Source organism: Thermoanaerobacterium sp. CMT5567-10 (assembly GCF_030534315.2).
Lineage (GTDB): Bacteria > Bacillota > Thermoanaerobacteria > Thermoanaerobacterales > Thermoanaerobacteraceae > Thermoanaerobacterium.
This window is the reverse complement of the sequence record NZ_CP130558.2, coordinates 2,243,790-2,266,787: the sequence shown is the minus strand read 5'-3', so window position 1 is coordinate 2,266,787 and position 22,998 is coordinate 2,243,790. Positions and strand designations below refer to the sequence as shown.

Genomic DNA, 22,998 nt, shown 5'->3' with positions numbered 1-22,998 from the left:
TTAATCTTATAATATCAAATTTACACAAAAATGTAAAGCATTTATAATTTTTTAACTGCATTTGTTATGCTTTCCATGTTAGCTTTTTGCTCCTCAGTAAATGCTACTTGATTATTTACATAATCCAAATTCTTTGTATTGTTCTCATCAACTTTGTTTATTAAGTCAAGCAATTGCTCAGAAGATGCCAAAAGCTCTTCAACTTGTGCAGATATATTTTGTGATGCACTCATTACGCTTTTAACCGCCTGAACTGTTTTATCAGAACCAGCAGCAGTTTCAGTAGTTACATCTGATATATTGTTTATAACCATCGAAATCTCATCAAAGCCCTTCTTAACATCATTGAATATATCAAGAACTTTATTAACTTCTGATGCCGCCTTTGTAGAATTGTCTATATCGTTTATGACGCTGTCAATAGTTACTCCTGTATAACTTGTTATATTTTCTATTATTTCACCAATCTTTACAACACTATCTGTAGACTGCTTAGCCAGTTTTCTTATCTCATCGGCAACAACAGCAAAACCTTTTCCATATTCGCCAGCTCTTGCCGCTTCAATAGCTGCATTGAGAGATAAAAGATTTGTCTGATCCGCAATTTCAGATATAGCAGACAGTATTTCTTTTATTCCTCCCATCTTCTTATCCAGCTCTTTTAGCTCATTTGAATTAACTTTTGAATTTTTAAGACTTTGATTCAAAGTATTAATAAGGTTTCTTACTACATCTCCTTGATTCTTGACATTGTCTTCTATCTCTCTTATTTTATCTATAGCCTTATTCATATCATTCAATAAATTCTCAGAGGATCTAGACAATTCTTCATTTGCCTCAGAAACATTTGTTATCGACAAAGCAACTTCGTTTGCATTCTCCGCAATGGTATTTATACTTTCTGTAAGCTGTTCGACGCCATCTCTTGACATCTTGATATTTCCGGTGTTTTCCTCAGCCATTCTTCGCAATTCGATTGAGGAATCGAGAACCTTTTCAGAGTGCTCCATCGATTTGCTTACTTCGCTATTTATAATCCTTGAAAGTTTCCTCAGTTTTCTAACAGTTATAAGCGAGTATATTATGATTACGACAATGCAAATAGCACTTATCACTACCGATATCTTAAATGTTCTGTCATTCTGAGCTATCATGTCGTTAAACATAGGCAAAAAACCTTGAGAATACTTGTTGCTGAAGTCTGTCATGTTATTCTGAATCTGCGTCGCATAATAGCTTATTTTCAAAGTCTTATCGCTGTCTTGATCAAGATTATATGTGTCATTTAAGCTGTCTATTGCAGTACTAATATTTTTTATACTATCATTTATGCCATCTACATCAGCTTTTAACTGCTTATACAAGCTCGTACCTTTAAAGTCTTCCAATGCATTACCTATGCTATTTATATTTTGTGTGATGTTATTTAAATCAGTCTTTAAGGCACTTTTAGTATTCTGTCCCGTCGTGTAATTATTTACATCGTTCAGAAGAACACTGCTGTACTGCGCCAACTGCACCTGTGAGTTTGAAATGTAAAGTACCTGGTTGATGACAAACTTTTTTAAATTGTTGATGTTATTTTTTGTGTTTATCATCCCAAAATTAACAGTAAAAGATAATACCAAAAGCAAAATACCGATTGCTACAAAAGCTCTTATAAGTTCACCCCTTAATGTTTTTGTCATTTACACCCCTCCATAGATAAAACGTTTTGTTAACTATATCGGCTCTTATTTGAAAATGTTAAATGATTGCAAAAAAAAAATTCCTCCAAGAGGAATTTTTGCATATATAATTTTTACATATATATCAATTCTGGCCTTTCGACGTATTCGTCTGTAATTATTATAAACTTTTTTATTTCATTTAAAGCCCATTCTAGCTTATCTCTATCATTTGCATATATTGTTGCTATAGGATCACCCTTCCTTACCATATCTCCGATTTTACCGCCTAACATTATACCTACTGATAAATCGATAGAGTCTTCTTTTGTAGATCTCCCAGCACCTAATTTCATAGCAATAAGTCCTAAATCTAAAGCATATAAATCTTTTATATATATATCTGTATCAGCACACCATGATTTAACATATTTAGCCTGAGGAAGCAGTGATATGTCATCTACTATCCTGGCATCTCCACCTTGCGCACTAATGAACTCTTTGAATTTATCCAGTGCTTTACCGCTTGTCAAAGCCTCTTTCAACATCTCTTTTGCTTCATCCGTATCTTTTGCAACCCCAGCGATTGTAAGCATATCAGCACCTAAGACCATACAAACATCCAGAAGATCTTTTGAACCATTTCCCTTTAATACATCGATGGCTTCTACTACTTCCAATGAATTGCCAATTGCAAGCCCCAGCGGCTCATCCATGTTTGTCACATGGGCAACCGTCTTCCGTCCTACAGAATTTCCTATTTCAACCATGAGATTTGCAAGCTTTTTGGCGCTTTCAATATCTTTCATAAATGCACCACGTCCAACTTTTACATCCAAAACTATCCCGTCGGCACCAGATGCAATCTTTTTGCTCATTATCGAGCTTGCTATAAGCGGTATTGAATCAACTGTTGCAGTAACATCTCTCAATGCATACAGCTTCTTATCTGCAGGTGTCAAATTGCTTGACTGTCCTACAACAGCAATGCCGTGCTTATTTACATTGTCTATGAATTCTCTTTCACTTAGCTCTACTCTCATGCCTGGTATTGATTCAAGTTTGTCTATTGTACCACCTGTATGTCCCAGACCTCTTCCTGACATCTTTGCAACAGGCGCACCACAAGCTGCAACAAGAGGTGCTAATACTAACGTGGTGGTATCTGCAACACCTCCAGTGGAATGTTTATCAACCTTAATACCTTTTATTTCAGATAAATCCAATACATCTCCAGAACGTGCCATAGCCATTGTTAGATTTGCAGTTTCTTCGTTTGTCATGCCATTAAAGTATATAGCCATCAAAAGAGCGCTCATCTGATAATCAGGTACATAATCTTTTGTATATGATGATATAATAAAATCTATCTCGTCTTTTGTAAAAGTACCACCATCTCTTTTCTTCATTATAAGATCATACATTCTCATATTAAGCCCCCCTAACTAAAATGGCAGTTCATCAAGGAATGATGTCCCATGACCTGTACCTTTAACGTTGAACACTTCAGCAATAGTAGCAGCAATATCAGAAAATGTTTGTCTCACTCCCAAGTTTGTGCCATGTTTAAATTTTGGACTGTATACTATAAGTGGTACATATTCTCTAGAATGATCTGTGCTGGCTGTAGTAGGATCATTGCCATGATCCGCAGTTATAATCAGTAAATCATCATCAGCTAGCTTTGCCAGTATTTCTGGAAGATGATTGTCAAAATATTTTAATGCATCTGCATATCCTTGCGGATTGTTTCTATGCCCATAAAGCATATCAAAGTCTACTAAATTTGTAAATATAAGCCCATTTTTAACTTTATCTAAAGCCTTTAAAGTCGCAATTATACCGTCTTTATTATTTGTAGAATGATCTTTTCCTGTTATGCCACACCCCACAAATATGTCCTCTATCTTACCTACAGCAAATACTTCGTATCCAGCTTCCTTAAGATTATCCAGTATCGTTGGGCTTAAAGGCTTTAATGAAAAATCTCTTCTATTTTCTGTCCTGACAAAATTGCCGGGCTTTCCTACGAATGGTCTTGCTATGACTCTACCTACAGCAAACTCGCCATTTAATATTTCTCTAGCAATTTCACACATTCTATAAAGCTCGTTAAGCGGTATTACATCTTCGTGAGCAGCAATTTGAAATACGCTGTCTGCCGACGTATAGACAATAGGACAACCTGTTTTCACATGTTCTTCTCCAAGCTCTTCAATTATCTCCGTTCCTGATGCAGGTTTATTCCCTATCACCTTTCTGCCTATTTTCTCTTCAAAAGGCTTTATTACTTCATCCGGAAATCCATTAGGAAATGTTGGAAAAGCTTTGTCTATCCAAAGTCCCGCTATTTCCCAATGTCCAGTCGTCGTATCCTTGCCAGCAGAATGTTCTTGCATTTTCCCATATGCACCTATAGCAGAATCATCAGCTTCCACGCTTTTAAGCGGCAGTATATTTCCCAGCCCTAATTTACCTAAATTCGGAAGCTTAACACCTGTCACATCGCATATGTGTCCAAGCGTATTTGAACCATCATCACCATATTTATATGCATCAGGAGCTTCACCTGCACCAACGCTGTCTAGCACTATCAATACAACTCTCTTAATCATCTAATCACCTCTATATAAAATACGTTTCACAAATTTAAACATTATTTTCATCGCATAAAGAAAATGCATATGGAAGCAGATCTTTAGCTTTTTTTACCACATAATCACCTTTCATATTTCCTAAAATGACTGTCAAATCTTCACCGCCTAATTCGTACATCACCTGTCTACATGAACCGCACGGTGAAACAGGTCCATCAGTATCGGCTACTACAGCAATCGCTTTTATCTTTCTATCTCCATTGGAATACGCATTAAATAACGCTGTTCTCTCCGCACAATTCGTAAGTCCGTATGAAGAATTTTCTATGTTACATCCTTTATAAGTATTCCCATTATCTGTAATGACACATGCACCAACTTTAAAATGGGAGTAAGGCACATACGCCTTCTCCCTTGCCTCTTTTGCCATTTCCAATAATTTCTGATAATCCATGGACTCAACCTCCTAATCAATCACGCTTTCTTATGATATAAAAATCAAACTTATCTGCATTGAAATAGTTAGAAGAAAAAAGTATTGGCATATTGTTTTCATCATAATGAACCTGTTCAAGCAAAAGCACAGAGCCATTTTTTCCTATATTAAGCTTCTTTTCTATCGTAAAATCATGTTTAACAACTTTAATACTTGAGACTGCATAGGTTATCTTGATATTGTATTCCTTTTCTAAAAATGCAAACATTGACTCCTCAAATCCACTGAACTTATCTCCTACTATTTTACGAGGTAGTCTATCAACACAGTACACAACAGGTATGTCATCTGCCGTTCTAACTCTCTCGACTTTATATATTTCATCACCGGGATTAAGTTTTAATTTTTCAGCTTCATTTTCCAGCGCCGGCAATTTATAAAATGTAAAGTCTTTTGTACCAGGCTTCATTCCCTGCCGTTTAATAAGCGCTGTAACGCTAAACAATTCCTCAAGTCCGCTTCGTATAATTGGTTTTCTGCGAACAAAAGTACCTACACCTTGCTGCTTAGCTATCAAACCCTCATCTTCCATTATTCTCATCGCTTCTCTAAGTGTAGCCCTGCTAATGCCAAATTCTTTTGAGAGAGAAGCCTCAGAAGGAAGTTTCATTCCTTCCTTCCATACCCCTGTCTTTATAAGCTCCTCCATCTTATTTAAAGCCAACTCATAAAGTGGCTTTTTATCTGGTACTAACATATTAAGCCTCACTTCTTAGGTGTATATGGCACACCATCTGCAGCAGGAGATACACTCTTGCCGCCAACCCCGACCAGAGCCAAAACAGTGAGAATATATGGAAGCATCATAATTATATTTTTTGATATTGCACTATTTTGTAGCTGCATGCTTAAAGCTGTCGCAAATCCAAAGAGAAGCGCTGCTCCAAAAGAACCAAATGGCGTCCATTTGCCAAATATCATAGCTGCCAATGCTATATATCCTCTTCCACTGGACATATCAGTGCTAAAGCTGTTAAGAAGGCCTATTGAAAGGTATGCACCACCTATTGCTGAGAATAAACCACTTAAAGCGACACCAAGGTACCTTAACTTTATTACGTTAATACCAGCTGTCTCGGCTGCCTCAGGATTTTCTCCAACAGCCCTTATTCTTAATCCTAGATTTGTATGAAACAAGAAGTAATTTGATGCAAATGTCAAAATTATCATAAGATATACTATAACGCTATTGCCACTTAAAATTTGTCCTATAAATGGTATATTTTTAATAACTGGAATATTTATATTTGGAAGCATTGGCGTATCTGTCGGCGTACCGCTGAAACCAAAGATTGTATTTAAAAGATATGCAGTAAATCCTGATGCAAATATATTTATTGCCATACCGAGAATAACTTGATCAGCAGTAAGTGTCACAGCAGCCCATGCGAAAATAACAGCTACTATCATGCCTGCAACAATCGCACCTAATAGACCCAGCCAAGCACTTCCCGTTAAATGTGCAAACAGTACAGCAAAAAAAGCAGCAATAAGCATAATACCTTCCATAGCAATATTGACAACACCTGATCTCTCAGAAAAAGTTCCTCCAAGTGCTGGCAGTGCTAGAGGTGTTGCCATAGCAAGTGTAGCTGACCACAACTGAGGATTTAATAAAATCTCTTTCATGACGCTAACTCCTCCTTCTTCTGCTTCTTAAACATGCTTTTCAATACTTCAATAATCTTGTCAGCAGCAACAAAGAATATAATAAGTCCTGTTATAACATCAGCAAGCTGGCCAGGTACTTGCGCATTTAACTGCATATACTGTGACCCTGTTCCAAGCGCAGCAAATAGAAGCGCCGAAAATACAACACCAATAGGATTATTCTTTGCCAGCAGTGCAACGACTATTGCTGTGTAGCCATAGCCTGATGTAAAGCTATCGTAAAGCCTGTGCTGCACACCTAAAATTTGAACACCGCCTGCAAGTCCTGCAAATATTCCACTTAAACTCAGTGAAAGCACGATATTAAACGGCACATTCATTCCGGCATATTTTGACGCTCTCTGATTAAATCCGACAGCTCTCATTTCATATCCCCAAACCGTCTTGTACATGAGCCAATACACAAACAAAGCTGCTGCTATAGCGATAAATATTCCGTAGGATAGCTGTGTATTCCTTAAAATAGTAGGGATAACAGCTGAATCCTTAATAAGTGGAGACTGTGGAACAGATCCTTTTTCCATCATAGGACCAAATTCTAAAAGATAATGGCTAAAATATATTGCAACATAGCTCATCATCATTGTTGTAATTACTTCATGTGCTCCTGTATACGCCTTTGCAAATCCCGGAATTATTCCACCCCAGAGTCCTGCGGCAATCATTGCTCCAATGAGTGCAAATGGTATGTGGATATACCATGGCAAACCTTTGAAAGAATAGCCAATCCACGTAGCCACTATAGCACCAATCCAGTACTGCCCCTCAGCACCAATGTTAAAAAGTCCTGCATTAAATGCTATTGCAACACCAAGACCTGTTATGATAAGAGGTACTGCATTTGCAAGTGTGTTTGCTATATTAGGTAGTGTCCCAAATGCGCCGATAAACAGCGATGCATACGCTGCTAGAGGATTAAAACCCGTCACCAACATTATAATAGAACCTATAATAATAGCGATTATTACTGCAAGTATAGGCATGTAAATGCTTTTTAATAATTTTTTCATAATCACACCTCGACTTCCTTAGCCTCAATTTGAGAACCTGCCATAAGTAGTCCAATTTTTTCTCTTGTAGCAGATTTACCGTCAAGTACATCCATAATCACACCGTTATGGATAACCCCAATCCTGTCTGACAAGGACATTATCTCCTCAAGCTCTAAAGAAACAAGAAGTATAGCAGAACCTTCATCTCTTAACTGAAGCAATCTCTTATGAATATACTCAATAGCACCAACATCCATTCCCCTCGTAGGCTGGACAGCTATCAAAAGCTTTGGATTTGAACCGACTTCTCTAGCAAGAATTATCTTCTGCTGGTTGCCGCCTGAAAGATTACCTGCCAAAAGATTATAATCATTTGGTCTTATATCAAACTCCTCAACTTTCTTAGAAGCATTTTCAAATACTCTCTTGTACTGAATAACACCATTTTTTGAATACTGACTGTTTTTGTACTCCTTTAAAATCAAATTATCTGCCACACTGAACTTCATAATAAGCCCTTCTTGTTGCCTGTCTTGCGGAATATATGATATACCAAGCTTATACCTTTCACGAGTTGGCAACTTTTCAATATTATTATTGTTATACTTAATAATACCTGATTTTATTGGCCTTAACCCCATCAATGCCTCAATAAGCTCTGTCTGGCCATTGCCATCTATACCTGCCAATCCAAAAATTTCCCCGCTTCTAATGTCAAAGCTTACATTTTTAACTTTTTCTATATTTTGCTCATCTGATACAGTTAAGTCTTTTACTGACAAGACAACATCACAGGGATTGTACTCTGATTTTTCTAGTTTTAATACAACTTCCCTGCCTACCATCAAATTAGCCAATTCTTGCTCATTGGTTTCTTTTGTATTCAGAGTACCTACCGTTTTACCTCTCCTCATTACTGTAATTTTATCAGATATCTCTTTAACTTCATCTAATTTATGGCTTATGAATATAATCGATATGCCTTGATTTTTCAAATTCCTCATTATTCCAAAAAGTTCTTCCGTCTCCTGTGGTGTAAGCATCGCTGTAGGCTCATCCAATATAAGAAGCTTTGCATGCCTGTAAAACGCCTTCAATATCTCTACTCTTTGTTGAAGTCCTACCGATAAGTCTTTAACTTTAGCGTCAGGATCGATTTCAAGATGATAATTTCTTGATATCTCGCGAATCAATTCGTTGGCTTTTTTCCTGTTATACGAAATACCACCTGGTTCAGCACCAAGGACTATATTTTCCGCAACTGTCAAAACTGGTATCAGCATAAAGTGCTGATGTACCATCCCTATGCCTTTTTCTATTGCTTCATGTGGACCGCTAAGATTTAAAACTTCACCATTAAATTTTAATTCACCTGAATCAGGCCTATAAAGTCCATAAATAATATTCATTAAAGTAGATTTTCCTGCACCATTTTCGCCTAGAATAGCATGAATTTCTCCCTCTTCTACCACGAGATTTACTCCGTCATTTGCCCTGACCTTCGGAAATATTTTTGTAATATTATTGACTTCTAATAAAGCACTCATTAATACACCTCCTAAAAAGGGGCTGAACTCCGTCAGCCCCTAAGTTAGCCTTTATTTCTGCACTTGATCCGAAACTTTTATAGTGCCATCCTTAATTTGCTTTGCATATTCATCCACTTTGTCGACTATAGATTGTGGTACATCTTTTATAGGCTTCGCATATCCTATACCATCATTAGCTAAATCAAAGTATACAAGACCGCTCTTAAAATTATTGTCAAGAACACTCTTTATAGTGTCAAAAGTTGCTGTATCTACTTTCTTAAGCGCTGATGTCATTACTGTATCTGGAGCCATGTAATTTTGATCTGCGTCAACACCAATTGCATATATATTCTTTTCCTTAGCTGCATTTATAACGCCATCACCAGCTTGTCCTGCAACACCAAACACTATATCAGCACCTTGGCTTATTTGTGTCAAAGCCATCTGCTTTCCTGATGCAGGGTCATTAAAATTACCTGTGTAGCTTACAAGCACTTTTGTATCAGGATTTACGGCTTTTACACCTTGTTGGAAACCTGCAATGTAGCTGTCAACAGGTGGTATCTGCATTCCACCTATAACACCTACGACGTTTTGGTCATTTAACTTCGCGTTCTTTTCTTTCTCCATCAAACCTGCCATTACACCTACTAAGTATCCGCACTGCTCTGTTTTAAAAGTAGCAGATGCAACATTTGGCCTGTCTGTTATATCTGAATCGATTATCAAAAACTTTGTGTCCGGGAATTCCTTCGATACCTGCTCAACAGCATCTTTCATAAGGTATCCAACTGCGATTACTAAATTGTACTTCTGCTGAGCAAACTGTGTAAGATTTGTCACATAGTCTGTCTGCTGTTTTGACTGAATAAAGTTAACTGTAACACCAAGCTCATTTTTAGCTTTTTCTAAGCCTTGATATGCCAATTGGTTAAAGCTGTGATCATTTATACCGCCAACGTCTGTAACAAGCCCTACTTTAAAGTTTTTGTTTTTTGCTGCTTGGCTTGTGCTATTCGGCTGTGACGATTGCTGTTTTGTCTTTGAAGTACAACCTGATAAAAGCGATAAAGTCAACACAAATGCCAGCACCAATGAAAGAACTACACGTAATCTTTTCATGCCTTCATCCTCCTATTTTTTGTTATCGTTTTCGACTATTTAGCCTTCTAAAACTTTAGTTGTTGTCTGACATCTAACAACATTATAGTTCTAATAAGCGATGTTGTACAACTTTTTCTATGGTTGGTATTTGCAGTTTATATCATGATTACTATGTATTTCTTTATTTTTCTCACTTTTAAATATACTTATACTTTAATAAAAATATCATAAATCTTTCATAGAGATATTCAAAATCTCATCTCTTATAGGTTCATATCTTTTTATTAAATCATCACATTCGCTAAGGACACTATCAACAAAAGATTTATCTTTTATGTATTTCGCATTTACTTTCACATTTATCATAGCACTTTGAAGTCCAGCAAAGAGAAGCAAAGCGCCGACTGCAGCATCAGATACTGCATTTGGGTTTCCGTACTGTGCTATAAGCAAAGTCGGAGCAAATCCCTCACTGCACAGACGAGCTAACTTAAGTGGTACATTTATAGCTTTCATATAGGCTTTCTCAAGTTTTTCACTTCTTTTGACTTTATCTTCATCAGTATCTTTAGGCATTTTAATTGCACTTATGACTTCTTCATATGCTTTTTTATCTTCATCCACTAATTCCATAACCTCTGACAGAAGCCTTTCGCAAATCTTAAGTCCGCTTTCTAACTCATCTTTAATGTCATTATCGTATTCGTCGTAAAATTTCCTGCCTATTGTAAGATTGTATACCATCGAAGACAAAGCCACGCCTAAACTTGCCACTAATGCTGATACACTGCCACCACCAGGAGCTGGCTTTGAAGATGCAACTTCTTTTACATAGTCATTTAACGTATAGTTTACAAGCATAAAATCATCTCCTTTTATTACTATTTATTTAATTATATCTTATTTCCACTTTATTTAACAATTACTCGTACAATCTATATTCAATAACTTTATCGTAACTGAAATTTTCCATCATAAGATAATACTCTGCTGTATCATACAATGCTTTAGCAGGAATCAATCCTATAAGCTCACTGCCAACAATATTTACTCCATATCTAGCTGCTTCTCTTTTAATCACCTCAAATACCCTGAATACAGGTGTTTTTTCGTAATTTGTAAAATTCATTGAAACTTGTACAATATTTCTCTGTTTTAAATCTACTCCCATCGCCTTTAAGTATCTAAACCCACCACTGGAAAATCTTACAGCCTTCGCTATCTTTTTTGCAATATCTATATTGTTTGTCCCTAAATTCACGTTATAAGCAATAAGAAAGTGTCTTGCTCCGATGACAGTAACACCACTTTTTTCATTCATCTCATGTGGTCCAAAGTCTGGAACCCATTCAGGCATTTTAATCTTTTCAAAAAAATGTTCATACTCACCCCTCCTTATGTCTTCCAGATTCTTTCTCTTCGGATTTGGTTGAGCTTCCTCGTATAGATACACCGGTATATTAAGTTCATCTCCGATTCGCTTTCCTACTTCTTTTGCTATTTCTATACATTCCTCCATAGTAGTATTTTTCAAAGGCACAAAAGGCATAACATCCAAAGCTCCAATCCTTGGATGCTGACCTTTATGATAGCGCATGTCAATAATCTCTGAGGCTTTTTTAGCAACATTAAAGGCAGCCTCTTTTATTCCCCCCACGTCACCGCAAAATGTTATTACCGACCTATTGTGATCACTATCCATAGAGTAATCCAAAAGTTTTACACCTTTTACTGATACTACCTCAGATACAAGCTCAGCTATTTTATTTGCGTCTTTACCTTCACTAAAATTCGGTACACATTCTATTATCTTATTCATAAGTATCCCTCCACTTTAGTTTCATCAGCGATTTATAAATCATAACCACCCGTAAAACGGGTGGTTTGCTCTGAGGCTATAAGCCTCTATTACTAGCCAGCGTCTAAAGGCGCTGGCTTTCACTTTGTTCAAGCCACCATGCATTTGTCACTTTTGCTCGTCCCTAAAGGGACAAATGTACTACGGGCTACCCCTTAAAGGGGTCCTCATATTCTTTTACACTTAATTTGTCCAACATAATATCTCGCTTTTCTTGTTCCTGAATGTATTTCTTTATTGTTGCCTCATTTAGTCCTACAGTGCTTACATAATATCCTTCCGCCCAAAAATGTCTATTGCCAAATTTATACTTTAGATTTGCATGCCTGTAAAATATCATCAATGCACTCTTCCCTTTTAAGTATCCCATAAAACTAGATACACTAATTTTTGGTGGTATACTCACTAACATGTGTACATGATCCGGCATTAGATGTCCTTCTATTATTTCCACTCCTTTGTATTTACATAGTTCTTTTAATATATCCCTTATACTTTCTTTGTATTGATTATATATTATTTTTCGTCTATACTTAGGAGTGAACACAATGTGGTATTTGCACATCCATTTTGTGCGTGCCATTTCATCTCGTTTATTAGCCATTAAATCACCTTTCCTTTTGTTATATATAGTAGCTTGAACAACTCTATTATAACGGAAAGGTGATTTTTTGTATAACTTCTGTCGCGCACCCGCATAGCGGGTGGTTTTTTGTTTCGCTCGCTTTGCGAGCTCAACAGGCTAAAGCCCAATCGAATAAAAATACGGACCTTTAAGATCCGTATTTATAAGAGATTTATATAATCGTCAAGCGTTCCGTCATCAAGACAGCACTCTATTATCTTCTTTCCAAGCTGTGACAGATCTGGTGTAAGATATTTTTTAAGCTCCTGTTTGAAGAAATCAGTTAATATCTTTGCACCTTTCTGGAATGCCTCTTCACCTACCTCAGGCTGCAAATAAACCTGCAGGAAGTGCTTCGGCATAAATTCACCATCTATTTTAAGCGATTCTAGTGAATACCCCAAAAGAGAGCATTTAGACTTTGTCAATTGATCCGGTCTGAATTTCGCACCGCCGCGCCTCGATAAGTATTCTCTAGCAATCCATTGTGGCATAAATCCGACTTTATATGCACCGATATGCTGATTTGGTATTAATACATATTTTGTAGCAGGTGTATTTTGAATCTGCTCTAAAATAAGATTAGCATGTCTTACCATCTTTCCAGTAGCAAATGGCCAATATGAGCCAACACCTTCGCTGCTTAATCCTCCTGTGTCTATTATGCTTGGATTTGCATATCCTCTTGGAGCTACAAGTCTCCAAAGCCAAGCAATAGATGGTGGAAGTACGTGCAGTAATCCCAATATACCATATGATGGACTTTCCTTGGTACATGGAGGCGTTCTTACCCCAAAACTCCTTATATCAACTTCAACAGCTTCATTAACAGTATTGGATATGAATCCCCTTGGCATTATAACTCTCGGGTTTGTACATGGCTTTCCTGGACTATCTTCTATGTGTTCCCAAATAAGGCATGTAGAATTAGGAACACCATCTATATTTAAAAATAACAATGGCTCTTTAGGATGTATACATAATTTCTCAAGATCTGGGCTTGACCCATACTCTGTAACATGATCCAATCGTATAAACCAACCATCTTCTGCATCTTTAACCACTAATTTCTTACTTGCATCTTGATAAATTGGATGGCAAAGGGCCATATCGTCTGTAACAGGCTGTAATTCACTGTTTTCTTTTAATTCCATGTAAAACTTCTCTTTCGTTACGATATTAGTGCCGAAGTGAATCCTTCCGTCTAATTCCCTTGGAAGCTGCTCAGTCATCTCACTCTTTCCACCGCCACTGGCACCTTCATGCATAATAGTCATTATATTGTCATACGGCGTTATTACTCTTACCGTAGAAGCGTGCGCTGTTATCCATCCTTCCTTTTCTCCTATATCTAAGAGAACACTGTAAACACCTTTTTTTGCACTCGGACCCGGGTACAAATTATATGAGAAAAGCTCTTGCATATTTTCAAGTCTATTGTGAACAACAACCTGCTTGCCACCAAAGTGTGTATGTCTAAAAGGAGGTGCCACAAATATTATAGAAAGAGGTTTAAATTCTTTATTTATCTTGCCTTTCGGTATAAATCCCTGTATATCCGCAAGCGCAAGAACAAAAAAACCAGCATTTTTTGGTGCAATAACTAGTGATGAATATCCCAAGCTTTCATCCCCAGCCATAAATGACATAACAATTAAGTCTTGCCCTTTCAGCCATTGAAATGTCTGTACCCTTAAAGGCTCAAAATCTTCACCGAATCTGTCTTTATATCTAACTTTATCAGTGTCTTTATCATCGGCTATAACCATACAATTTGGTTCCCTGCGCCTCATGTAAGGTTCAGGATAATTTATAGCAAAGCCATTTTTGCATTTTGTTACAGTCGCCTCAACAACTTTGCCTCGTCCAGGCACATCGTATGATACCTCAAATGTATCATTCTTGCCGCCACCAATAGTCAAATTTAGCAGTTCTTCCCTGCTTTCAGGAATAATTATCTCTTTCCCGCTTTTTAAAATCTCTAAGACATCATCAGGCAATATGAAGTAATTCAAAATATCATTTTCCATCTCTTATATCCTCATTCCTTTCACTATGCATCCCGCAGAATTTTTTGAAATATTAGATATGAAATAATGCAGAATTAAATGTTTTTAATATTTTATAAAAGCCACTATCTATCTATTGCGCTAGATAAATACTGGCTAAACAACGATGATACTGAAGATATTCACAGAAACCCCCTATTTAATTTCCTTCAATATAGAAAAAATTCGTGTAATTTATTCTATCATTTTCAAGCATTAAAGTCAATCCTAATTTAACAAAATACACAATTAGCCGATAATTTTATTTGTAGATATGTTTGTTAATAACATTATATCACATAATATGACCAGCTCATAATATTTTAAAAATTTTTTGCGAAAAAATGAATAAATTTTGACAAAAAATATTTTTATATTTTGATTATCTGTGATATAATTATCATGGAACTGTTATATAAAGTCTAAAGGTATATATATAAGCATTTTCAAAAAACTGTTATATAATCGCTTAACCGCTGTTGTATAACAGTACATGTTTGTTTACACTGTATTATAATAGTTTGCTTATATATCCTTAGATTCAATATAAAATTATATAAAAGAGAGGGGAAATACGATGTCGAAGGTTATGAAAACCATGGATGGCAATACAGCCGCTGCACATGTGGCATATGCTTTCACAGAAGTAGCTGCCATCTATCCGATAACTCCATCATCACCTATGGCAGAACATGTTGATGAGTGGAGTGCCCATGGTAGAAAGAATCTATTTGGGCAAGAAGTAAAAGTTATAGAGATGCAGTCAGAAGCAGGTGCTGCTGGTGCAGTTCATGGATCTCTTGCTGCTGGTGCGCTAACTACAACATTCACAGCATCGCAAGGTTTATTATTAATGATTCCTAATATGTATAAAATTGCTGGTGAGCTTTTGCCAGGCGTATTCCATGTTAGTGCTCGTGCACTTGCATCACATGCATTGTCTATTTTTGGAGACCATCAGGATGTTATGGCATGTAGGCAAACAGGATTTGCTCTACTTGCATCTGGCAGTGTTCAAGAAGTAATGGATTTAGCTGCTGTTGCACATTTATCAGCTATAAAAGGTAGAGTGCCATTTTTGCATTTCTTTGACGGATTTAGGACATCACATGAGTATCAAAAGATTGAAGTAATGGATTATGAGGATTTAAGAAAGCTTTTGGACATGGATGCTGTAAGAGCATTCAAAAAAAGAGCATTAAATCCAGAGCATCCCGTAACAAGAGGAACAGCTCAAAATCCTGACATCTACTTCCAGGAAAGAGAAGCATCAAATAGATATTACAATGCTATTCCTGATATAGTAGAAGAATATATGAATGAAATAAGCAAGATAACTGGCAGAGAATATAAATTATTTAACTACTACGGTGCTCCTGATGCTGAACGCATCGTGATTGCAATGGGTTCAGTTACAGAAACTATCGAAGAGGCGATTGACTACTTACTGAAAAAAGGCGAAAAAGTAGGTGTTGTAAAAGTACATCTATATAGGCCGTTCTCATTCAAGCATTTCTTGGATGCAATACCAAAGACAGTAAAGAAGATCGCTGTATTGGATAGGACAAAAGAAGCAGGTGCATATGGTGAACCTCTTTACGAAGACGTGAGAGCAGCTTTTTACGATAGTGAATTAAAGCCTGTAATTGTGGGTGGCCGTTATGGTTTAGGTTCAAAAGATACAACACCTGCACAGATACTAGCTGTATTTGACAACTTAAAATCTGACGCACCGAAAAACAACTTCACAATAGGTATAGTCGACGATGTTACAAATACATCACTTCCTGTCGGTGAAGAAATTGAAACAACACCAGAAGGTACGATAAGTTGCAAATTCTGGGGATTTGGCTCAGACGGTACAGTCGGTGCAAACAAGAGTGCTATACAGATTATTGGCGACAACACTGATATGTATGCGCAAGCTTATTTTGCATATGACTCAAAAAAATCAGGCGGTGTTACAATATCACATCTGCGTTTTGGTAAGAAGCCAATAAGGTCAACATACCTTATAAACAATGCTGACTTTGTGGCATGCCATAAACAAGCTTATGTGTATAACTATGATGTGCTTGCAGGACTTAAAAAAGGTGGTACATTCTTACTAAACTGCACATGGAAGCCAGAAGAACTTGATGAAAAATTACCTGCGTCCATGAAGAGATACATCGCTAAGAATAACATCAAGTTTTATATCATAAATGCTGTTGATATAGCTAAAGAATTAGGTCTTGGAGCTAGAATCAACATGATAATGCAATCTGCATTTTTCAAACTTGCAAATATCATCCCTATAGAAGATGCAGTAAAACACTTAAAAGAAGCTATTGTTAAATCATACGGCCATAAAGGCGAAAAAATAGTAAACATGAACTATGCGGCTGTTGATCGTGGAATAGATGCACTTGTAAAAGTTGATGTCCCAGCATCATGGGCAGATGCTGAAGATGAAGTCAAAGAGGAAAGGAATGTTCCTGATTTCATAAAGAATATTGCAGATGTAATGAATAGGCAAGAAGGAGATAAATTGCCTGTAAGTGCATTCGTCGGCATGGAAGATGGTACATTCCCTATGGGTACAGCAGCTTATGAAAAACGCGGTATCGCTGTAGATGTGCCTGAATGGCAGATAGACAACTGCATACAGTGTAATCAATGTGCATATGTATGTCCACACGCAGCAATAAGACCATTCCTTTTAAACGAAGAAGAAGTAAAAAATGCACCTGAAGGATTTACTTCAAAAAAAGCAATAGGTAAAGGGCTTGAAGGTCTCAATTTCAGAATTCAGGTAAGTGTACTTGACTGTACAGGCTGCGGCGTATGCGCAAATACATGTCCTTCAAAAGAGAAATCCCTCATAATGAAGCCTTTAGAGACACAGTTAGATCAAGCAAAGAATTGGGAATATGCTATGTCCCTTTCACATAAAGAAAATCCATTGGGTACAGACACCGTAAAGGGAAGCCAGTTTGAAAAGCCTTTGTTGGAGTTCTCAGGTGCTTGTGCAGGATGCGGTGAAACACCATATGCAAGACTTGTAACACAACTATTTGGCGACAGGATGCTCATTGCAAATGCTACAGGTTGCTCATCAATATGGGGTGGCAGTGCTCCATCTACACCATACACCGTAAACAAAGACGGTCATGGCCCTGCATGGGCAAACTCTCTCTTTGAAGACAACGCTGAGTTCGGATTCGGTATGGCATTAGCTGTAAAGCAGCAAAGAGAAAAACTTGCTGACATAGTAAAAGAAGCATTAGAATTAGATTTAACACAAGACTTAAAGAATGCCTTAAAGTTATGGCTCGATAATTTCAATAGCTCAGAAATAACAAAGAAAACAGCAAATATAATAGTTTCTTTAATTCAGGATTACAGCACAAATGACACAAAGATTAAAGAAGTATTAAATGAAATACTTGATAGAAAAGAATACTTGGTTAAGAAGTCTCAGTGGATATTCGGCGGTGACGGTTGGGCATACGATATAGGTTTCGGTGGTCTTGACCATGTACTTGCATCTGGTGAAGATGTAAATGTGCTTGTATTTGATACAGAAGTATATTCAAATACTGGTGGACAATCATCAAAAGCAACACCAGTTGGTGCAGTCGCACAGTTTGCAGCAGCTGGTAAAGCAATCGGAAAGAAAGATTTAGGCCGCATAGCTATGAGCTATGGATATGTTTATGTGGCACAAATCGCAATGGGTGCAAATCAAGCTCAAACAATTAAAGCGCTAAAAGAAGCAGAAAGCTATCCTGGCCCATCGCTTATAATAGCTTATGCACCTTGCATTAACCATGGCATCAGATTAGGTATGGGCTGCAGTCAGATAGAAGAAAAGAAAGCAGTTGAAGCTGGTTACTGGCATCTATACAGGTATAACCCATTGCTTAAAGCCGAAGGCAAGAATCCATTTATCCTTGATTCAAAAGCTCCAACAGCTTCATATAAAGAATTTATCATGGGTGAAGTTCGTTATTCATCCCTTGCCAAGACATTCCCTGACAGAGCAGAATCTTTATTTGAAAAAGCTGAAGAGCTTGCAAAAGAAAAATACGAGACATACAAAAAGCTTGCTGAACAAAATTAATTTACATTTATTAATGATATTAATGAGCGAAATTTCTTTCGCTCATTAATTTTTATACATAAGTAAGCATCCACCATCTAATAAATTTTTTCTCTTGTTTATCTATTTAATGTTTTATATAATTAATGTTATAAACTACAATTTAAGGAGCGGATGATATGAGCGAAAAAATCAAAATGGCAAATCCCATTGTGGAGCTAGATGGTGACGAAATGACCAGAATTATCTGGCAGATGATTAAAGAAATGCTTATAGAACCTTTTGTAGATCTGAATACAGAATACTACGATCTAGGCTTGAAAAATAGAGATCTAACAGATGATCAGGTAACTATTGATGCTGCATATGCAATAAAAAAGCATAAAGTCGGTGTTAAATGCGCAACAATAACACCAAATGCTCAGCGAGTGGAAGAATATAAATTAAAAAAGATGTGGAAAAGTCCAAATGGAACTATAAGAGCCATACTAGACGGAACTGTTTTTAGAACTCCTATACTTGTAAAAGGAATAAAACCCCTGGTTAAAAGTTGGACAAAGCCTATAACAATTGCCCGTCATGCTTACGGAGATGTATACAAAGACGTAGAATACAGGCTTGAAAAGGCTGCAAAAGCTGAACTCGTTGTAACTTACAAAGATGGTGACGTAGAAAGGCAGACTATTCACGAATTCGATGGTCCGGGCATTCTAATTGGAATGCACAACCTAGATAAATCAATAAAAAGTTTTGCAAAAGCATGTTTTAACTATGCATTAAGCCAAAAACAGGACTTATGGTTTGCAACTAAAGATACCATATCAAAGATATACGACCATACATTTAAGGACATATTCAATGATATGTATGAAAATGAATATAAAGATAAATTTAATGAAGCAGGTATTGAATATTTTTACACACTTATAGATGACGCAGTTGCACGCGTAATAAGATCTGAAGGCGGAATGATATGGGCTTTGAAGAACTACGATGGAGATGTAATGTCAGACATGGTGGCAACAGCCTTTGGAAGTCTAGCCATGATGACATCTGTGCTGGTATCTCCAGAAGGTGATTTTGAATATGAAGCTGCCCATGGGACAGTAACACGCCATTATTACAAATATTTAAAAGGCGAGGAAACATCCACTAATCCGATTGCTACTATATTTGCTTGGACAGGCGCCTTGAAAAAGCGCGGACAGCTAGACAATAATAAATCCCTTGTGAAATTCGCCGAAAAGTTAGAAGAGGCGTCATTAAAAACTATAGAAAGCGGCATAATGACAAATGATCTAGCTGCAATTTCTGAGCTACCAAATAAAAAATCGGTAAACACAAAAGAATTTTTAAACGAAATTAAAAACCATCTGGAAAAACTAATATAAATCACCGGAAAAATGCTCTTTAGTACTTAAAGAGCATTTTTGACTTTTATTTCTACATGTATTATTATAAATGTATAATTTTCTCTGGGGGAATAACATTGGTTTTCTTAAAAGGAATTGAAAGTATTTTGCCGATCGTCTTTATAATTATAATCGGGTACGTGCTCGCTATGAAAAAATGGTTTGACGAAGACGCATCTGAATTATTTTCAAAAATTGTAGTAAAAGTTTCGCTTCCCGCTCTAATGTTTTATACAGTTATTGAAAACCTTCAAAAAAATCAACTATCCCATATGATATTAGGTTTAATTGCTGCCTTTGTAAGCATTTTTGCATCATATACCATTGCGTATTTCTTAGTCATATTTCTTAAATTAGACAGAAAAAAAATCGGTTTATTTTCTGCAATATTTGCTTTTTCTAATACGATATTCGTTGGACTTCCTATAAATCAGGCTCTCTTTGGAAATAAAGCAGTACCATATGTGCTTCTATACTACGTTGCAAACACCACACTATTTTGGACGATGGGGCTTTACAACATAAGAAAGGATGTAGAAAGTTCTCAAGGAAATTTCTCTCTATATCAGGCTTTTAAGAAAATCTTCTCTCCTCCCCTTTTAGGTTACCTGATGGGGATATTTTTCATTCTAATAGGATTCAAGACACCACAATTCATTGCAGATACAGCTAAATACATCGGACAACTGACGACACCCCTTTCAATGATCTTCATCGGCATATCAATATACCTTACAGACTTAAAAGATTTTAAATTCGACAACACTGTTGTATTCTTGCTTTTAGGAAGGTCTATAATAACACCGTTAATCACAATACTGGTACTTCACTTTTTTAAGCTCAATATATTGATGGAAAAAGTATTTGTAATTCAAAGTGCGCTTCCTGTAATGACGCAAATTGCAATTGTAGCACATGCCTACAATAGCGATCAAAAGTATCCATCGATTATGATAGCCGCAACAAATCTATTAAGCTTACTTATAGTTCCAATCTACATGTATATAGCAAGTGTAGTATTTTAAGAATAGAGGGCAGATAATCTCCCTCTATTCTTTTATAAATTGGACTGCGTATTTGTGTTGCTTGTATCACTTCCAGATTTGTCCTTGTTACCTTTTAAGTAATTTAATATATCTTGTTTTTGGTTTTCTGTTATATCAATAATTTTAATTGCAATTTTCGCATTAAACCTTGTATCTTGCAAGTCAATGACAAAACCTTCAACACAAAAACCTAAACCTCAAACGATGCCTAAAGTATCGTATAAAGATGGTACATACACTGGATCCGGGCCAAAATGGTCTGAAGGCAGCGAAGATGCAACAGTAGTAATAAAAAACGGCAAAATAACAAGTATAACTTTAAGGCGATTAGACAAAAACGGAAAATAAATCAACTACGACAAATGGACAGGCAAAAAAGACCCACAAACTGGTAAAGTCTATCCAAATTTAAAAAAATTCAGAGTGGATATGGCAAATGAAATGATTAAAAAACAAACATACAATGTAGATACTATAGCAGGTGCGACAGAAACGACTACAAACTGGAAAATAGCTGTTAAAAATGCCCTTGAAAAAGCCAAAAAGTAATACTTAAAAGCATATAATATAAAGGATATTATCAAGCGTAGTTAATCATTCACTTATGATAATATCCTTCCTTATTATAATTCGCTGAAGCCTCTAAATTTGAAAAATATTATTATAGGCCAACGATTAATAAAGATATCATAATTAATATTTTACCAAATTACTAGAGGCTTCTTCTTGTATATTTATATCACATATTATAAAATAAGATTTAAGGGAGTGAGTAGAAATGAACGCACTAGATAAAGCAAAAAAATTTTACTACGATGAATTTGAAGCAAAACAGCTTTATTCTTACTTGGCAAAAGTAGAATCTAAAAAAGAAATACGCGAAATATTTGAGGAACTTGCAAAAATTGAAGCAAAGCATACAAAATTTTGGTATACATTTTTAAGCGATAGAGGCGTAAAAGTCAGCTCTAGAATACACAACCGCAGTTTGTGGTTTTATAAAGTATTAAGGACATTGCTGGGAAGCAAACTTTTTATAATTCTTTTAGAAATGAAAGAATCAAACAGCACTGATGAATACTATAGCTATTACAAGGATCCTATATTAACTGAAAAAGAACGCCAGATACTGTCTCAGATAATAGAAGATGAACTGGAGCATGAGAAGAATTTAGGAAATCAAAATAAAGAAGCAAACTTTTCAAATATACGTGATTTCATATTAGGAATGAATGACGGGCTTGTAGAGATATTGGGAACTGTAACAGGGCTTTCTGCCGTATATCAAAATAAGCCGCTGGTTGTTGGCACATCAGGTCTTGTTGTAGGAATAGCAGGTGCTTTATCTATGGCTATTGGTGCATATACATCTGTAAGATCACAAAGACAAGTCAATGAAGGCATCAAAAGAAAGATGGAGCTTTTATTTAATGTATCAAAAGGCAGGGCGAAAGAAGAGCTTCTAAACAAGTTAAATGATTCTGGCATACCTGAAGATATAAGCAGAGAAGTTGTTGAAAAACTTGGTGACAATGAAAATGCCATGGCAAACTTGCTGGTGGAAGAAGTAAAAGAAAATGAAATAAAATCGGCTTTATACACAGGACTTGCATACCTAGTAGGACTCATATTCCCTGTTATACCATACTTCTTTATTTCTTCATCATCGATTATAGCTTTAGTATTCTCCGTGATTTTTGCAACTATTGCGCTTTCAATTGTAGGCGGTATTGTTTCAATTGCATCAGAAAGTTTGTCAATTAAAAATAAAATAATCGAAATGGTGCTGTCAGGAATAGGTGCTGCCGCACTGTCATATCTATTTGGAACGCTTGTACAGTTTATATTTGGCATTAATGCGTAATG

The 22,998-nt window shown here is 36.3% G+C and carries 19 protein-coding genes; 6 read left to right on the top strand and 13 right to left on the bottom strand.

Translation table 11 applies throughout. The annotated features are described in order from the left end of the window. Window positions 1–41: 41 nt before the first annotated feature. The 13 genes from Q2T46_RS11435 to Q2T46_RS11375 all read right to left on the bottom strand — a co-directional run bounded on the left by Q2T46_RS11435 (window position 42) and on the right by Q2T46_RS11375 (window position 14,572). Window positions 42–1,688, bottom strand: a complete 1,647-nt coding sequence (locus Q2T46_RS11435) for a methyl-accepting chemotaxis protein (protein WP_303265369.1) — start codon at window positions 1,686–1,688, stop codon at window positions 42–44. Window positions 1,689–1,801: 113 nt separating this feature from the next. Then, window positions 1,802–3,097 carry a pyrimidine-nucleoside phosphorylase gene (locus Q2T46_RS11430; RefSeq protein WP_303265370.1) on the bottom strand — a complete coding sequence of 432 codons (1,296 nt, stop codon included), beginning with the start codon at window positions 3,095–3,097 and terminating at the stop codon, window positions 1,802–1,804. Window positions 3,098–3,112: 15 nt separating this feature from the next. Continuing rightward, window positions 3,113–4,282 (bottom strand): phosphopentomutase, encoded by a 1,170-nt coding sequence (locus tag Q2T46_RS11425; RefSeq protein ID WP_303265371.1) that lies wholly within the window; start codon window positions 4,280–4,282, stop codon window positions 3,113–3,115. A gap of 34 nt (window positions 4,283–4,316) precedes the next feature. Next, window positions 4,317–4,718 (bottom strand): cytidine deaminase, encoded by a 402-nt coding sequence (locus Q2T46_RS11420; protein ID WP_303265372.1) that lies wholly within the window; start codon window positions 4,716–4,718, stop codon window positions 4,317–4,319. A gap of 16 nt (window positions 4,719–4,734) precedes the next feature. Next, window positions 4,735–5,457 (bottom strand): GntR family transcriptional regulator, encoded by a 723-nt coding sequence (locus Q2T46_RS11415; RefSeq protein ID WP_303265373.1) that lies wholly within the window; start codon window positions 5,455–5,457, stop codon window positions 4,735–4,737. Between the two features lie 8 nt (window positions 5,458–5,465). Further along, window positions 5,466–6,389 (bottom strand): ABC transporter permease, encoded by a 924-nt coding sequence (locus tag Q2T46_RS11410; RefSeq protein WP_303265374.1) that lies wholly within the window; start codon window positions 6,387–6,389, stop codon window positions 5,466–5,468. Next, complete coding sequence (locus Q2T46_RS11405) at window positions 6,386–7,441, bottom strand: ABC transporter permease (RefSeq protein ID WP_303265375.1); 1,056 nt, start codon at window positions 7,439–7,441, stop codon at window positions 6,386–6,388. Before Q2T46_RS11405 ends, Q2T46_RS11410 begins: the two co-directional genes overlap by 4 nt. 2 nt (window positions 7,442–7,443) lie before the next feature. Then, window positions 7,444–8,970: an ABC transporter ATP-binding protein gene (locus Q2T46_RS11400; protein WP_303265376.1), complete on the bottom strand. Its 1,527-nt coding sequence runs from the start codon at window positions 8,968–8,970 to the stop codon at window positions 7,444–7,446. 51 nt (window positions 8,971–9,021) lie between these two features. Further along, entirely contained in the window at window positions 9,022–10,077 is a 1,056-nt protein-coding gene (locus tag Q2T46_RS11395; protein WP_303265377.1) for a BMP family protein, read from the bottom strand. 207 nt (window positions 10,078–10,284) lie between these two features. After that, window positions 10,285–10,920, bottom strand: a complete 636-nt coding sequence (locus Q2T46_RS11390) for a cyclodeaminase/cyclohydrolase family protein (protein ID WP_303265378.1) — start codon at window positions 10,918–10,920, stop codon at window positions 10,285–10,287. A gap of 61 nt (window positions 10,921–10,981) precedes the next feature. Then, complete coding sequence (gene ftcD / locus Q2T46_RS11385) at window positions 10,982–11,878, bottom strand: glutamate formimidoyltransferase (protein WP_303265379.1); 897 nt, start codon at window positions 11,876–11,878, stop codon at window positions 10,982–10,984. A 187-nt stretch (window positions 11,879–12,065) separates the two neighbouring features. Beyond that, window positions 12,066–12,521, bottom strand: coding sequence for an IS200/IS605 family transposase (tnpA, locus tag Q2T46_RS11380; RefSeq protein ID WP_303265380.1), 456 nt, complete (start codon window positions 12,519–12,521; stop codon window positions 12,066–12,068). Window positions 12,522–12,703: 182 nt separating this feature from the next. Next, the gene (locus Q2T46_RS11375; RefSeq protein ID WP_303265381.1) at window positions 12,704–14,572 is read right to left on the bottom strand and encodes a DUF4914 family protein; all 1,869 of its coding nucleotides are present in this window, start codon (window positions 14,570–14,572) and stop codon (window positions 12,704–12,706) included. A 595-nt stretch (window positions 14,573–15,167) separates the two neighbouring features. Between Q2T46_RS11375 and nifJ the strand changes: the two genes are divergently transcribed. From nifJ to Q2T46_RS11350, 6 genes are all read left to right on the top strand, one after another. Continuing rightward, window positions 15,168–18,695 (top strand): pyruvate:ferredoxin (flavodoxin) oxidoreductase, encoded by a 3,528-nt coding sequence (gene nifJ, locus Q2T46_RS11370; RefSeq protein ID WP_303265382.1) that lies wholly within the window; start codon window positions 15,168–15,170, stop codon window positions 18,693–18,695. Window positions 18,696–18,853: 158 nt separating this feature from the next. Continuing rightward, window positions 18,854–20,065: an NADP-dependent isocitrate dehydrogenase gene (locus Q2T46_RS11365; RefSeq protein ID WP_303265383.1), complete on the top strand. Its 1,212-nt coding sequence runs from the start codon at window positions 18,854–18,856 to the stop codon at window positions 20,063–20,065. Between the two features lie 98 nt (window positions 20,066–20,163). After that, window positions 20,164–21,111, top strand: coding sequence for an AEC family transporter (locus Q2T46_RS11360; protein ID WP_303265384.1), 948 nt, complete (start codon window positions 20,164–20,166; stop codon window positions 21,109–21,111). 186 nt (window positions 21,112–21,297) lie between these two features. Further along, window positions 21,298–21,480 (top strand): hypothetical protein, encoded by a 183-nt coding sequence (locus Q2T46_RS11355; protein WP_303265385.1) that lies wholly within the window; start codon window positions 21,298–21,300, stop codon window positions 21,478–21,480. A 93-nt stretch (window positions 21,481–21,573) separates the two neighbouring features. Beyond that, window positions 21,574–21,681, top strand: coding sequence for an FMN-binding protein (locus Q2T46_RS15590; protein ID WP_399387262.1), 108 nt, complete (start codon window positions 21,574–21,576; stop codon window positions 21,679–21,681). Between the two features lie 229 nt (window positions 21,682–21,910). Continuing rightward, a complete protein-coding gene (locus tag Q2T46_RS11350) occupies window positions 21,911–22,996 on the top strand; it encodes a VIT1/CCC1 transporter family protein (protein WP_303265386.1) in 1,086 nt (361 codons plus the stop codon). Window positions 22,997–22,998: the final 2 nt, after the last annotated feature.